This is a genomic window from Paracidovorax citrulli, assembly GCF_900100305.1.
GTDB classification, from domain to species: domain Bacteria; phylum Pseudomonadota; class Gammaproteobacteria; order Burkholderiales; family Burkholderiaceae_C; genus Paracidovorax; species Paracidovorax citrulli.
Window position 1 is genome coordinate 1 of record NZ_FNEY01000025.1, and the last position, 14678, is coordinate 14678.

The 14678-nt window shown below is 70.4% G+C and carries 12 protein-coding genes; 8 read left to right on the forward strand and 4 right to left on the reverse strand.

Annotation, left to right across the window (positions count from 1 at the left end; genetic code table 11):
- Positions 1-328: integrase core domain-containing protein (locus BLR99_RS16040; RefSeq protein WP_139160168.1), on the forward strand; the 328-nt coding region annotated here is incomplete at its 5' end.
- Here BLR99_RS16040 and BLR99_RS16045 read toward each other — a convergent pair.
- A complete protein-coding gene (locus BLR99_RS16045; RefSeq protein WP_011795658.1) occupies positions 325-1302 on the reverse strand; it encodes an asparaginase in 978 nt (325 codons plus the stop codon). The two genes, BLR99_RS16040 and BLR99_RS16045, sit on opposite strands and share 4 nt — an antisense overlap.
- A 105-nt stretch (positions 1303-1407) precedes the next feature.
- On the opposite strand from BLR99_RS16045, the gene lexA reads away from it, so the two are divergent.
- Entirely contained in the window at positions 1408-2082 is a 675-nt protein-coding gene (lexA, locus tag BLR99_RS16050; RefSeq protein ID WP_011795657.1) for a transcriptional repressor LexA, read from the forward strand.
- A gap of 188 nt (positions 2083-2270) precedes the next feature.
- Positions 2271-2750 (forward strand): hypothetical protein, encoded by a 480-nt coding sequence (locus BLR99_RS23505; RefSeq protein ID WP_011795656.1) that lies wholly within the window; start codon positions 2271-2273, stop codon positions 2748-2750.
- Between the two features lie 42 nt (positions 2751-2792).
- Here BLR99_RS23505 and hrpA read toward each other — a convergent pair whose 3' ends face one another.
- Positions 2793-6902: an ATP-dependent RNA helicase HrpA gene (hrpA, locus tag BLR99_RS16060; protein ID WP_074687366.1), complete on the reverse strand. Its 4110-nt coding sequence runs from the start codon at positions 6900-6902 to the stop codon at positions 2793-2795.
- Positions 6903-7335: 433 nt separating this feature from the next.
- Here hrpA and BLR99_RS16065 point away from each other — a divergent pair, with 433 nt between their 5' ends.
- From BLR99_RS16065 to argA, 3 genes are all read left to right on the forward strand, one after another.
- The gene (locus tag BLR99_RS16065) at positions 7336-7578 is read left to right on the forward strand and encodes a hypothetical protein (RefSeq protein ID WP_074687367.1); all 243 of its coding nucleotides are present in this window, start codon (positions 7336-7338) and stop codon (positions 7576-7578) included.
- A gap of 154 nt (positions 7579-7732) precedes the next feature.
- Positions 7733-9037 (forward strand): NAD(P)/FAD-dependent oxidoreductase, encoded by a 1305-nt coding sequence (locus tag BLR99_RS16070; protein ID WP_011795653.1) that lies wholly within the window; start codon positions 7733-7735, stop codon positions 9035-9037.
- Positions 9038-9128: 91 nt separating this feature from the next.
- The gene (gene argA, locus BLR99_RS16075) at positions 9129-10475 is read left to right on the forward strand and encodes an amino-acid N-acetyltransferase (RefSeq protein WP_011795652.1); all 1347 of its coding nucleotides are present in this window, start codon (positions 9129-9131) and stop codon (positions 10473-10475) included.
- A gap of 15 nt (positions 10476-10490) precedes the next feature.
- Here the strand turns inward: argA and bla are convergent, their stop codons facing one another.
- On the reverse strand, positions 10491-11411 hold the full coding sequence (gene bla, locus BLR99_RS16080; RefSeq protein ID WP_046059608.1) for a class A beta-lactamase: 921 nt from the start codon (positions 11409-11411) through the stop codon (positions 10491-10493).
- A gap of 114 nt (positions 11412-11525) precedes the next feature.
- On the opposite strand from bla, the gene BLR99_RS16085 reads away from it, so the two are divergent.
- Positions 11526-12431, forward strand: a complete 906-nt coding sequence (locus tag BLR99_RS16085; protein WP_011795650.1) for a LysR family transcriptional regulator — start codon at positions 11526-11528, stop codon at positions 12429-12431.
- A 25-nt stretch (positions 12432-12456) separates the two neighbouring features.
- Positions 12457-14124, forward strand: coding sequence for an oxygen-dependent tRNA uridine(34) hydroxylase TrhO (trhO, locus tag BLR99_RS23780; RefSeq protein WP_011795649.1), 1668 nt, complete (start codon positions 12457-12459; stop codon positions 14122-14124).
- Between the two features lie 3 nt (positions 14125-14127).
- Here trhO and BLR99_RS16095 read toward each other — a convergent pair whose 3' ends face one another.
- Positions 14128-14655, reverse strand: coding sequence for a disulfide bond formation protein B (locus BLR99_RS16095; protein WP_011795648.1), 528 nt, complete (start codon positions 14653-14655; stop codon positions 14128-14130).
- Positions 14656-14678: the final 23 nt, after the last annotated feature.

Genomic DNA, 14678 nt, shown 5'->3' on the forward strand with positions numbered 1-14678 from the left:
CATCGGCGTACGCATCGAGCGCGTCATGACCGACAACGGCTCTGGCTACAAAAACGCCTTCCGCGCGGCCTGCGAGGAATTGGGCATCCGCCACATCCGCACGCGGCCCTATACGCCCAAGACCAACGGCAAGGCCGAGCGATTCGTACAGACCAGCCTGCGGGAGTGGGCCTATGCCAGACCCTACGAAAGCTCAGCCCAACGCACGGCTGCCCTGCAGCCCTTCATTGACGGCTACAACTGGTGCCGGCCACACTCCGCGCTCGGCCATCAGCCTCCCATCACACGCATTCCGGGTGTGAACAACCTCGTGAGACTCAACACCTAGGCCTGGGGCTGCGCCAGCCGCTCCAGCAGCAGTTCCACCCGCGTCTTCACCACGCTCAGCCCCTGCGCGACGGGCAGCGTGTCGCCAGGACGGGGCAGCAGCTGGCCCAGGGAACACCGCGTGGCCACCCGCACGGCCACGCCAGCGGCCTGTGCCCGCTCCAGCGCGGCCTGCAGATGGTGGTGCAGCGTGCCGTTGCCGGTGGCGGCCACGGCCAGGCCGTGCACCCCGTCGGCCACCAGCAGATCCACCAAGCGTCCGGTCGCGCCCGCGTGCGACATCACGACCTCGACGCGCGGCCACTCCGCACCGCTGCGCAGCGCCTTCAGCGCGGCGTCAGCCTCGGCCGAACAGTCCGGCGCGGGCCAGCCGGCGGCGAGCCGCACGCGGCCCTCCTCCATCCAGCCCAGAGGCCCCGCCTCGCCGGACGCGAAGGCATTCAGCCGGTAAGGATGCACCTTCTGTACCCGCTGCGCCCCGTGCACTTCCCCGGCGGCCACGGCCACGACCCCGCGCGCGCCCGGCGTGGCGGCCACGGAGACGGCGTCGAGCAGGTTCTGCGGGCCGTCGGGCGCCAGCGCGGTGGCCGGACGCATGGCCGAGACGAGCACCACGGGCTTGTCCCGCGCGCCCGCCAGCACACGGTGGAGGAACCATGCGGTTTCCTCGAGCGTGTCGGTGCCATGCGTGACCACGAGGGCCCGCATTTCGGGATCGGCCAGCGCTTCGGCGCACCGCAGGGCCAGCACACGCCATACGGCCCCGTCCATGTCCTTGCTGTCGATCTGCGCGACCTGTTCGGCTTCCAGCCGCGCGCCGCCGGCGGCGCGCTCCAGGCCGGGCACCGCTGCCAGCAACTGGTCGATGCCGAGCTGCGCGGCGGTGTAGCCGATGTTGTCTTTCGCGTTTCCGGCCGTACCGGCGATGGTTCCGCCGGTGCCCAGCACCAGGATTTTTCCTGCAACCACTTGCATTGCCTTTGCAAACTGTTTAAAAATACAGTGACTGGATCGATCCACAGGTGAACCGATCCGCCCAGCGCCCGTCCGGCGCGATCTTCCTTCACTGGAGTGCCCCGCATGCTCGACAGCCCCAAGCTCACTGCCCGCCAACAGCAGATTCTGGATCTCATCCAGACCGCCATTGCACGCACCGGCGCGCCCCCCACCCGGGCGGAAATCGCCGCGGAGTTCGGCTTCAAGTCCGCCAATGCGGCCGAAGAGCACCTGCAGGCACTGGCACGCAAGGGCGTCATCGAGCTGGTGAGCGGCACGTCGCGTGGCATCCGGCTGCGCGGCGAGGCCGTGCGGTCCATCAATGCGGCCCGCGGCACCCAGTTCCACCTGCCCATTCCCGGCATCTCGCAGCTCATGCTGCCGCTCATCGGCCGTGTCGCCGCAGGCTCACCGATTCTCGCAGAGGAACACGTGGACCAGACCTACAGCGTGGAAGGCAGCCTCTTCCAGCACAAGCCCGACTATCTGCTCAAGGTCCGGGGCATGTCCATGCGCGATGCCGGCATCATGGATGGCGACCTGCTCGCCGTGCAGTCCACCCGGGAGGCGCGCAACGGCCAGATCATCGTCGCCCGCCTGGGTGACGAAGTTACCGTCAAGCGGCTGCGGCGCACCGCGGGCGCCATCGAACTGCTGCCCGAGAACCCCGACTATCCCATCATCACCGTGCAGCCCGGCGAATCGTTCGAGATCGAAGGGCTGGCCGTGGGCCTCATCCGCAACACCATGCTGATGTAGCCGGCCGCGGGCCGCCCGGCGCATGGCGCCGGAACGCGGTTCGCGCCCTGTTTTCCCGTTTGGCGTTGCCCAGGTGGCGGGCGTCTGGCTTTCCTCTTCGTGTGGATGGTCAACCCTGCGGCATCGCCCTGCCCGTCTAAAGCCAATCCTGCCAGTGTTCAACCCATTCTGACCGCTGGAGTTTTTCCATGGCAAAGGCTTTGCTCGATTTCGCCACCCTCTCGTCCTGCCTGCAGCCGCTGCACGGCCTCGTCCGCTGGCTGCGGGGTACTTCCTCGGGGAATGCGTCCGGCCGCCTCGCCGCACGGTCGCGCTGGCCGGACTGTCCAGCCCACGGTCGCGGGGCATCCGACACGTCCACCGCCAACCACCACCCCTGCGACTGCCCGCCAGCCGCTACGGCCCATGGCAGCGCAGAGGCCGGTGCTGCCGCATCCGTGGCACTGCCCGCAGATGCCTCCGCCGCACTGCACTCGACCACGGTGGAGCGCCCCGCGCGCACGCCGGCCGGCAGCCAGCGCACCTGCGCGGCGCGGGTACCGGGCGCGGTGCGGGTGGTGCAGCGCCGGCAGGCGGGTACGCCGGAACGCTTCGTGATCTCCGGCCGCATGGCCGATGTGCGGGCGGAACTGGAGCGCTGGGCCGCGGCGGAAGCCGTGCTGCAATGATCTGCAGCAGGCGGCCCTCGGCCGCCGCCGTTGCCCGCCGCGTCAGCTGTTGATCTGCGCCCAGAGCTTGTCCAGGCGCTTCACGCTCACGGGCTGCGGCGTGCGGAGTTCCTGCGCGAAGAAGCTCACCCGCAGTTCCTCCAGCAGCCAGCGAAACTCCTGCATGCGCGCATCCACCTGGCCCTTGCGCTCGGCCACCAGCCGCCAGTAGCGCTGCTCCTGGGGGCGCAGCTCCGCGAGCCGCGTGGCGTCGCGTGCCGCATCGGCGCGCACCTTGTCCAGGCGCAGGGTGATGGCCTTCAGGTAGCGCGGGAAGTGCGCGAGCTGCGACCAGGGCGCCACCGCCAGGAAGTTCTTCGGAATGAGCCTTTGCAGTTGCTGCTGTGCGTCCTGCGTGGCCTCGGGCGCACCTTTCGTGTCCTTGATCTTGCGTGCCGCCGCGGCGTATTCGAGCAGGATCGCGCCGGCCAGCCGCGCGACTTCGTTGGCGATCAGCGTGAGCCGGCCGCGGCCTTCCTGCACGCGGCGCTGGAAGTCTGCCTCGGTCGTTGGCAGGGGATCGACCAGGAAGGCGCGGTCCAGTGCCACATCGATGATCTGCGCGCGCAATTCCTCCTGCGTACCCAGCGGCATGTAGGCCACTGCCATCTTCTGCAGGTCCGGAATGTTTTTCTCCAGGTACTTGAGCGCATCCTTGATCTGCAGCGCGAACAGCCGGCGCAGGCCCGCGCGGTGGCGCGCCGCGGCCACACCGGGTTCGTCGAACACTTCGATGGTCACGGCATCGCCGCCATCGATGAGCGCCGGGAAACCGATGAGCGTCTGCCCACCCTTGCGGATTTCCATCAGCTCGGGCAGTTCGCCGAAGGACCAGGCCGTGTAGCGCTGGCCCGCCGGCACGGCCGCCGGTGCCGGAGCGGCCGCCGGGCCGGCACCGGCCGGTTTGCCGGCAGCGGAAGCCGCACGGCTGTCCGCGGGCCTGCCGTGCGCGGCGCCTTGGCCGGGCCGGGCGCCGGGGGCTGCCTCGGCAGGCGCCGCGTTGCGCTCGGCTTCCGTGGCGGTGCCCCCGAGCTTGAGCCCCGCCAGGGCCTGGAACGCGCCCCGGGCCTTGGCGCCCCATTCGGCCTTGAGCGCGCCCAGATTGCGCCCCTGGCCCAGTTGCCGGCCGTCCTCGTGGACCACCCGGAAGTTCATGAACAGGTGCGGGCTGAGCATGTCGAGCTTGAAGTCGGCGCGCTTCACGTCCAGCGAAGTCTCGTCGCGCACCTGCTTGAGCAGCACGTCCACGAGGCTGCCCTGCCCGAAGCGCTCGGGCGTGCCGAGCAGCTCGGCCAGGCGCGCGGCATTGTCCGGCAACGGCACGAAACGGCTGCGCGGGCGCTGCGGCAGGCTCTTGAGCAGCGCCTGGATCTTGTCCTTGAGCATTCCCGGCACCAGCCATTCGCAGCGCTCTTCGCTGACCTGGTTGAGCACGAAGAGCGGTACCGTCACGGTGACGCCATCCCGCGGATCGCCGGGCTCGTGCAGGTAGGTGGCCGCGCAGTCCACGCCGCCCAGCCGCACCACGCGCGGGAAGGCGCTGGCGGTGATGCCGGCGGCCTCGTGCCGCATCAGTTCGTCGCGCGTGAGCTTGAGAAGGTCCGGTTTCGCGCGGCTGGCCTCGCGGTACCAGGATTCGAAGTCAGCGCCGGTGCAGATGTCGGCGGGTACCTGCTGGTCGTAGAAGGCATAGATGAGCTCCTCGTCCACCAGCACGTCCTGGCGGCGCGACTTGTGCTCCAGTTCCTCCACCTTCGCGATGAGCTTGCGGTTGGCGGGCAGGAACGGCAGGCGCCGCTCCCAGTCCTGCGGCCACTGGTCGCCCACCAGCGCCTCGCGCAGGAAGATCTCGCGGGCGGTGCGCGGGTCCACCTTGCCGAAGTTCACGCGCCGGTTGTTGTAGATGACGATGCCGTAGAGCGTGGCGCGCTCCAGCGCCGTCACCTGCGCGGCCTTGCGCTCCCAGTGCGGGTCCAGCATCTGCTTCTTGAGCAGGTGGCCGCCCATTTCCTCGATCCATTGCGGCTCGATGGCCGCGATGCCGCGCCCGAAGAGGCGCGTGGTCTCGACCAGTTCCGCGGCCACGATCCAGCGCCCCGGTTTCTTCGACAGGTTCGCCCCGGGATGCTTGTAGAACTTGATGCCGCGCGCGCCGAGGTACCAGTCCTCCTCCTCGCCCTTCACGCCGATGTTGCCCAGCAGGCCGGCGAGCATGGAGCGGTGGATCTGCTCGTAGCTGGCCGGCTGCGGATTGATGCGCCAGCGGTGCTCGGTGACCACGGTGAGCAGTTGCGTGTGGATGTCGCGCCATTCGCGCAGCCGCCGCACGCTGATGAAGTTCTGGCGCAGCAGCGATTCGTATTGCCGGTTGCTCAGTTTGTGGGTGGGCGCGGGGGCCGGCACGGACGCCGCGGCGGCCGCTGCGGGCGCGGCCGCGTCGGCACTGCCGCGCGTCTGGCGCTGGGCCACCGGCAGCACGGCCTGCGAAGGCGCGCCCTTGCGCGCGGCATCGCGCTGCGCGCGTGCGGAGGGCAGGCTCGGCACGCCGCCGCGGGCTTCGTTGATCCACTTCCAGAGCTTGAGGTAGCCGCTGAACTCGCTTTTCTCGTCGTCGAACTTGGCATGGGCCTGGTCGGCCTGCTGCTGGGCCTCGAGCGGCCGGTCCCGCACGTCCTGCACCGACAGGGCCGAGGCGATCACCAGAACTTCGTCCAGCGCCTGGCGGTCGCGCGCCTCGAGGATCATGCGGCCCACGCGCGGGTCGAGCGGCAATCGCGAGAGTTCCACGCCCATGGGCGTGAGTTCATTGGCATCGTCCACCGCGCCCAGTTCGGCCAGCAGCTGGTAGCCGTCGGCGATCGCGCGGCCCGAGGGCGCCTCGATGAACGGGAACTGGGCCACGTCGCCCAGGTGCAGCGACTTCATGCGCAGGATCACGCCCGCCAGCGAGGAGCGCAGGATTTCAGGGTCGGTGAAGCGCGGCCGGCTGTTGAAGTCGGGTTCGTCGTAGAGCCGGATGCAGATGCCGTTGGCCACGCGGCCGCAGCGGCCTGCCCGCTGGTTGGCCGCCGCCTGGCTCACGGGTTCGATCAGCAGTTGCTCGACCTTGCTGCGGAAGCTGTAGCGCTTCACGCGCGCGGTGCCGGCGTCGATCACATAACGGATGCCCGGCACCGTGAGCGATGTCTCGGCCACGTTGGTGGCCAGCACGATGCGGCGGCCCGTATGGCCTTCGAAGATGCGGTCCTGCTCGGCCTGCGAGAGGCGCGCGAACAGCGGCAGCACCTCGGCGCCGCGCATCACCGGCTGGTGCGCCAGGTGCTTGCGCAGGTGATCGGCGGCCTCGCGGATCTCGCGCTCGCCCGGCAGGAAGACGAGGATGTCGCCCGCCGCGTTGCCGGCCCAGAGTTCGTCCACGCCGTCGGCGATGGCCTCGTTCAAGCCGTAGTCGCGGCTTTCCTCGAAAGGCCGGTACCGCTGCTCCACCGGGAAGGTGCGGCCGGATACGTAGATGACGGGAGCAGGCCCCTTCGCCGACTCGAAGTGCTTCGCGAACCGCTCGGCGTCGATGGTGGCCGAGGTGACCACGATTTTCAGGTCGGGCCGGCGCGGCAGGATCTGGCGCAGGTAGCCCAGCAGGAAGTCGATGTTCAGGCTGCGTTCGTGCGCCTCGTCGATGATGATGGTGTCGTAGGCCGTCAGCAGCGGGTCGGTCTGCGTCTCGGCCAGCAGGATGCCGTCCGTCATCAGCTTGACGGAGGCATCGCGCGACAGGCGGTCCTGGAAGCGCACCTTGTAACCCACCACGTCGCCCAGCGGCGTCTGCAGCTCTTCGGCGATGCGTTTGGCGACGCTGCTGGCCGCGATCCGGCGCGGCTGCGTGTGGCCGATCAGGCGCCCCTTCTCGCCCGGCCTGGCATTGCACCTGCCGCGGCCGAGCGCCAGCGCGATCTTGGGCAGCTGGGTGGTCTTGCCCGAGCCGGTCTCGCCGCAGACGATGATGACCTGGTGGGCCTGCATCGCGGCCATGATCTCTTCGCGCTTGCCCGAAACCGGCAGGCCGGGCGGGAAGTCGATGCGCAGCGGCGCTGGCGAGGCCGCCTGTCGGGGCATTGCGGACGGTGCGGGCTGGGGGATGGGGGATTTCGGGGGCGCGGAACCTGTCATAGAGACCCGCATTATCCGAACGATCCGTTGGCGTGGTGCAACGCAGGCCATCCGCAGCCTTGCGTGCACGCGGCGGCACCGGTGAAAATCCGCCGCGTCGTTCGCGCCGGCCTGCCCCGGCCGGCGCCGACACACGCATCCGCCCCATTTCGCCACGGCAACGAGCAACCTTGCCGCGGCACCCCACAGGACAGGAGCTTTCCCATGACCCTTTCGTTCCACCGCATCGACTGACCACGGTTCTCCACGCCCCGGCTGGACCGTGTGTTCCGTTCCACACACCGTCCGGCACGAGGCCGCGCTGCCCTCCCATGGAGTGGCAGGCACGCGAAGCCCCGGCCATCCAGCCGGGGCTTTTTCGTTTTGAGGAACCGCACGCATGAGTGCACAGAAACGCTCCCGCGCCTACGAGGCAGGCCGGGTGAAGGCACTGCGCCGCATGAAGCAGCCGGTCGCGCTGCATGTCGAGGCCAGCGCGCCGCCCCGCAACCCCCTCGCGCGCGCCCTTGCGGCGCGCAGCCTGGGAGGCGGCGGGGGACGCCACATCCGCAGCCAGGGCGCGCAGCGCCGCGCCGACCGCATGGCATTGCAGCAAGCGCTGCGCCGCGGCTGGGACGGCTGAAGCCCCGTGCGCCGCCGCCCCGCCCTTGCGCGGCGGCGGCGCCGCACCGATTCCGTGGACAATGGCCGCACCGGGACGCCCACCGGTTCCATGCCGCGCTGCGATGCCCGTCCCCCTTCCCCCTGATCTTTCCAGCTCTTCACCTGCATCCCCGGTGCCGGCCCAGGCCGACCGGCGGCGCCATGTCGCCGTGATCGGCGCAGGCATCGTGGGCACGGCGTGCGCGATCGAAATCCTGCGCACCGGTCGCTCCGTGACGCTGCTCGATCCCCATGCGTCCGGCGGGCCGGAAGCCACGAGCTACGGCAACGCGGGCTGGCTGTCGTCGCATTCCATCCTTCCACCCTCGAGTCCGGGCATGTGGAAACAGCTGCCAGGCTATCTGCTGGACCCGCAGGGCCCGCTCACCGTGCGCTGGGGCTACCTGCCCCGCGCCCTGCCCTGGCTCTGGCGCTTCCTGCGCTCCGGGCGCACGCCGGCCCGGGTGGCCCGCACCGCGCATGCGCTGCGCCAGCTGCTGCGGGACGCGCCTGCACTGCACGCGCGGCTCGCGGGTGAAGCCGGCGTGCCCCATCTGGTCGCGCAGCGGGGCCTGCTACACGTCTATCGCTCGCGCGCGGACTTCGAGGCCGACGCGCTCGGCTGGCGCCTGCGCGGCGAGGAAGGGATCGCCTTCCGGACACTGGAAGCCGGCGAACTGCGTGCGCAGGAGCCCGAATTGGCCCCGGCGTATGGCTTCGGCGTGCGCGTTGACGAAGCGGGCCACTGCGCGAACCCGGGCGCCTATCTGGCGGCACTGGCCGCGCACGCCCAGTCCCGGGGAGCGCGCCACGTCGCCGCACGTGCCACCGGGCTGCGCATCGCATCGGGCCGCCTGGCCGCCGTCCGGACCGACGCGGGCGACGTGCCCTGCGATGCTGCGGTGATCGCGGCCGGCGCCTATTCCCGGCCCCTGGCCCGCGACGCGGGCGACCGGGTGTGGCTCGACACCGAACGCGGATACCACGCGATGCTGGACGTGCGTGCCCGGCCGGGCGAGGCTCCGCCTCCCGGACCGCGCACCTCCACCATGGTGATGGACCGCAAGCTCATCGTCCACCAGATGGAACACGGCCTGCGCGTGGCGGGTCAGGTGGAGATCGCCGGACTGCAGGCCGCGCCGGACTGGCGCCGCGCGCGCATCCTGCTGGAGCATCTGTTCGCGCTCTACCCCGCCCTGCCGCGCCCCGCGCTGGAAAGTGGGGCCCGGTTCTGGATGGGCCGTCGCCCGAGCACCAGCGACGGCCTGCCCTGCATCGGCCCCGCGGCCGGCTGCGCGGACGTGGTCCATGCCTACGGGCACGGCCATGTCGGACTGGGCTCGTCGGCGCGCACGGGCCGCGTGGTGGCGCAGCTGCTGGACGGCTGCGCACCGGAGATCGACATCGCGCCTTTCAGCCCCGGGCGCTGGCGACGATAATCCGGCGCGCACCGCACGGCGCCCGCCTTCCCGACAACCACCGCCTGCCCGACCGCGCAGGCTTCCGGCCCCGCCCCTTCATCTTCCCGCCATGTCCGCTGTCTTCAATTTCACCTTCGTGCCCTGGTTCCGGTCGGTGGCGCCCTACATCCACAAGTTCCGCCACCAGACCTTCGTGATCGCGCTCACGGGCGAGGCCATCGCGGCAGGCAAGCTGCAGGCGATCGCGCAGGACCTGGCGATGATCCAGGCCATGGGGGTGAAAATCGTGCTGGTGCACGGTTTCCGGCCCCAGGTGAACGAGCAATTGGCGGCCAAGGGGCATGCGGCGCGGTATTCGCACGGCATCCGCATCACGGATTCGGTGGCGCTGGACTGCGCGCAGGAGGCGGCCGGGCAACTGCGCTACGAGATCGAGGCCGCGTTCAGCCAGGGCCTGCCCAACACGCCCATGGCGGGTTCCACCGTGCGCGTGATCTCGGGCAACTTCATCACCGCGCGCCCCGTGGGCATCGTGGACGGCGTGGACTTCAAGCATTCGGGACTGGTGCGCAAGGTGGACGTGGCGGGCATCCGCCGGTCGCTGGAGATGGACGCGCTGGTGCTGATCTCGCCTTTCGGCTTCTCACCCACCGGCGAGGCCTTCAATCTCACGATGGAGGAAGTAGCGACGTCCGTCTCCATCGCGCTCAAGGCGGACAAGCTTGTCTTCGTCTGCGAGGTGCCGGGCATCCGCACCGACCCCGACCAGCCCGAGAGCGAGGACAACCCCATCGACACCGAACTGCCGCTGGCGCAGGCGCGGCAGATGCTGGCGCGCGTGCCCCCGGGCCAGAAGCCGACGGACACGGCGTTCTACCTGCAGCACTGCGTGAAGGCGTGCCAGAACGGCGTGGAACGCAGCCACATCATTCCGTTCGCGGTGGACGGCGCGCTGCTGCTGGAAATCTACGTGCACGACGGCATCGGCACCATGGTGGTGGACGAAAAGCTCGAGGAACTGCGCGAGGCCACGCCGGACGACGTGGGCGGCATCCTGCAGCTCATCGAGCCGTTCGAGAAGGACGGCACGCTGGTCAAGCGCGACCGCACCGAGATCGAGCGCGACGTCGCCAACTACACCATCATCGAGCACGACGGCGTGATCTTCGGCTGCGCCGCGCTCTACCCGTATCCGGAAGCCGGCACGGCCGAGATGGCCGCCGTCACGGTGTCGCCGCAGAGCCAGGGCACGGGCGACGGGGAAAAGCTGCTCAAGCGCATCGAGCAGCGCGCCCGCGCCATGGGCCTGAAGAGCCTGTTCGTGCTCACCACCCGCACGATGCACTGGTTCATCAAGCGCGGCTTCCAGCCGGTGGATCCGGACTGGCTGCCCGAGGCCCGCAAGAAGAAATACAACTGGGACCGCCGCAGCCAGGTGCTGGTCAAGACGCTCTGAGCCCAGGGGTGATGGTCAGCCCCTGACAGCGGGGGCTGCGCCCTCCAGGGCCCAGCGTGCAGCCAGCGTGCCGACCCGGGCGATCGCGGCATCGCGCTGCTCCGCGGGCGCCGGGCTTCCCGTCAGGTAGCAGCTCACCATCACCGCTCCGCGGTCCGGCGGCCAGAACAGGCCGGCGTCGTTGCTGGTCCCGCGCGGACCGGTGCCCGTTTTTTCGCCGATGCGCCAGCCCTCCGGCATGCCGGCCCGCAGGCGCCGGTCGCCCGTGCGATTGCCCACGAGCCAGGCGAGCATCCGCGCGCGCGCTGCGGCGGAAAGCGCCTCTCCCTGGGTGACGGCCCACACGGTACGGGCCATGGCACGGGGCGTGGTGGTGTCGCGCACCTCCCCGGGCGGTACGTCGTTGAGCGCCGGCTCCATGCGGTCCAGCCGGGTCTGTGTGTCGCCCAGCGACCGCAGCCAGGCCGTGAGTTCGAGCGGCCCGCCCTGCGTGCCCAGCAGCAGGTTGGCGGCCGTGTTGTCGCTGAGCGTGACGGCCGCCTCGCACAGTTGCTCCACGGTCATACCATCGCCGTCCGCATGGCGCTCCGTCGCAGGCGAATATTCCACCAGGTCGGATTTGCGGTAGCTGATGCGGCGGTCCAGCCGTTCATGCCCCTGGTCCACGCGCCGCAGCACGTGCGCCGCGAGCAGCAGTTTGAAGGTGCTGCACAGGGGAAACCGCTCGTCGCCCCGGTGCGCGTCCTGGCGCCCGGTGGCCATGTCGAGCAGCGCCACACCCAGGCGCCCTCCCACCGACGCTTCGACTTCCTGCACCGCGCGGGCGAACGCTCCCGCACCGGAGCCCATGGATTTCTTGCCCCCGGCCCATGCATCGGGTATCCACGGAGCTGCTGCCCCACACACCGCCGCCACCATCCACGTCCTTCTCGGCACCGCCATTTCGTCACTCCGTTGTTGAACAATGGCCGCAACGATATCGGTCCGCACGGCCGGTGACCATCGACAATAATTGGCATCTTCCCCCGGAAAAACTTCACCCTCGCACCCATGCACCTGCCGCTCAATGCCCTGCGGGCGTTCGAAGTCTCGGCGCGGCACCTGAATCTCACCCGCGCGGCGGAAGAGCTGCACGTGACGCAGACCGCGGTGAGCCAGCACATCCGCAACCTCGAGGAGCGCCTGGGCAAGCCGCTGTTCCGCAGGCTGCCGCGCGGGCTGGCGCTCACCGATGAAGGTCTGGCGCTGCTGCCGGCGCTGGCGGACGCGTTCGGCCGCATCGAGCGCGCGCTGGCGCAGTGCAGCGACACACGCCCGCGCGAAGTGCTCACCGTGGGCGCCGTGGGCACCTTCGCCGTGGGATGGCTGCTGCCGCGGCTGCAGGCATTCCAGCAGCAGTGTCCGTTCGTCGATCTGCGCCTGCTCACCAACAACAACCGGGTGGACCTTGCGGGCGAAGGGCTGGACTGCGCGATCCGTTTCGGCGACGGCGCCTGGCACGGCACGGAATCGGACCGCCTGCTGGAAGCGCCCCTGACGCCCATGTGCTCGCCCGCGCTCGCCGCCCGGCTGCGCGCGCCGGCCGACTTGGCGCGGGAGTCGCTGCTGCGCTCGTACCGCGCCGATGAATGGGCCGCCTGGTTCGGTGCCGCGGGCGTGGCCTGCCCCGTGGTTCGGGGTACGGTGTTCGACTCGTCCCTGGCCCTGGCCGAAGCGGCGGCGCAGAGCGCGGGCGCGGCCCTGCTTCCCGCGCGCCTGTTCGAGCGCGAATTGCGCCAGGGCCGGCTGGTGCGGCCTTTCGGCCACGAGATCGCGCTCGGGGCCTACTGGTTCACGCGCCTGCGGTCGCGCGCCGCGTCCCCCGCGCTCACGGCCTTCCGGGAATGGCTGCTGCAAGCCTGCGCCGTGGGCGGCGCACCGGTGGAGCCTCCGCCGTCTGCAGCCATGGCGCCGTAGCCCCCCGGCTTATCATCCCCGGCCCATGTCCCAGATCCTGACCGCCGCCCTCTACCACTTCGCGAAGCTGCCCGACTGCGATGCGCTGCGCGGTCCCCTGCAGGCCGAATGCGACCGCCATGGCGTGCGCGGCCTGCTGCTGCTGGCCCCGGAAGGCGTGAACGGCACCATTGCCGGCAAGGCGGAGGGAGTGCGGGCGGTGCTGGCCATGCTCCGTGCCCAGCCGCCGCTGGCCGCCCTGCGGCACAAGGAGGCCTGGGGCGACCGCATGCCCTTCTACCGCATGCGCGTGCGGGTCAAGCGCGAAATCGTCACCCTGGGCGTTCCCGGCGTGGATGCGGCCCGCGATGCCGGCACCTATGTGAAGCCCGGGGACTGGAACGCGCTCATCGATGACCCCGAGGTGGTGGTGATCGACGTGCGCAACGGCTACGAGAGCGCCATCGGCAGCTTCGCGCGTGCGGTGAGGCCGGAGACCCGGAGCTTCACCGAGTTTCCCGCCTGGGTGGAGGCGCAGACCGCGCCCGGCGGCCTGCTGGCCGGCAAGCCGCGCGTGGCGATGTTCTGCACCGGCGGCATCCGCTGCGAGAAATCCACGGCGCTGCTGCGCATGCAGGGGTTCGGCGAGGTCTATCACCTCGAAGGCGGCATCCTGCAATACCTGGAAGACGTACCCGCCGAAGGCAGCCGCTGGGAAGGCGACTGCTTCGTGTTCGACGAACGGGTCTCCGTGTCCCATGGCCTCGTGCCCGGAACGCACCGGCACCTGTGCCGGTCCTGCCGCATGCCGCTCGGCCCGCAGGATCTGGCCTCACCCGACTACCTGCCGGGCGTGCGGTGCCCGCACTGCCGCGGCACGCGGCCCGCCGAAGAAGAACGCGCGCTGGCCGAACGGGAGCGGCAGATGGCCCTGGCCCGGCAGCGCGGCACGGAGCACCTGGGCGCCCGCCTGCCGGCGCCGTCCCGTGCCGGCCCGGTCGCGGACTCCGCTGCGCGAGACCATGCACCGGAGCCAGGGGAAGCCGAAGCATCCCTGCCGGTGCTCTACAGCTTCCGCCGGTGCCCGTACGCCATCCGGGCCCGCATGGCGATCGCCGCCAGCGGACTGCGCTGCGAATGGCGGGAAGTGGTGTTGCGCGACAAACCGGCCGCGCTGCTGGCGGCTTCTCCCAAAGGCACGGTGCCCGTTCTGGTGCTGCCCGGCGGCCAGGTGCTGGAGCAGAGCCTGGACATCATGCGGTGGGCACTGGCGCAGCGTGACCCTGAGGGCTGGCTTCAGGCGGGCGAGCCGGACGAGGTGGAAGCGCTGATCGCCTCCTGCGACGGCACGTTCAAGCAGGCGCTGGACCGGTGCAAGTACCCTGAACGCCATCCGGAGTTGCCACCCGGGGCGGCGCAGTCGCAGGCCCGGGCATGGCTCGTAGGCCTGGAGGACAGGCTGGCCCGCAGTGCATACCTGTGCGGAAGCCGCGCTGCGCTGTCCGACGTGGCGCTCATGCCGTTCGTGCGCCAATATGCGGGCATCGACCGCACGGACTGGGACGCCCGGCCCTGGCCACGCCTGCAGGCGTGGCTGGCGGCGTGGGAAAGTGGGGCGCTCTTCGAGCAGGTGATGCACAAGGCCCCGGCGTGGCGCGATGGCCAGGCCGTGCAGTATTTTCCGCCCGGACCGTGCCCGGCAGAGCGCTCCTGAGGCTCAGGCCGCGGAAAACCCGCCGCGGGCGGGGCGCGGGGCGCGGAGCAGCATCACCAGAAGCACCAGGGCCATCACGACGAAGCAGACGAACGACCAGTTGGCGATGCTGCCCCCCAGGAAGGTCCAGTCGATGGCGGCGCAATCGCCGGAGCCGCGGAAGATCATGGGAATGGCGCGGCTGATCGGGAAGTTCTCGATCATCCCGTAGAAGTCGCGGCCGCAGGTGGCGATCTCGGGCGGATACCACTGCAGCCAGCTCTGGCGCGCCGCCACGAAGGCGCCGAATCCGGACAGCAGCAGCGCCAGCACGCCCCAGGTCATCCACCAGCCACGGCCGCCGCGCAGGCTGCCCAGGCCCGTGAACACCGCCACGCCGATGAGCGCGTAGCGCTGCACGATGCACATGGGGCACGGCTCGAGGCCGACCACGTGCTGCAGGTACATGCCGAAGGCGAGCATCGCGATGCAGGCCGCGGAGATGAGGGCCAGCACGCGGCGCGGTGCGGCATCCAACCAGTTCGAAACCATGGAATCCTTGTCCTTGAAAACCC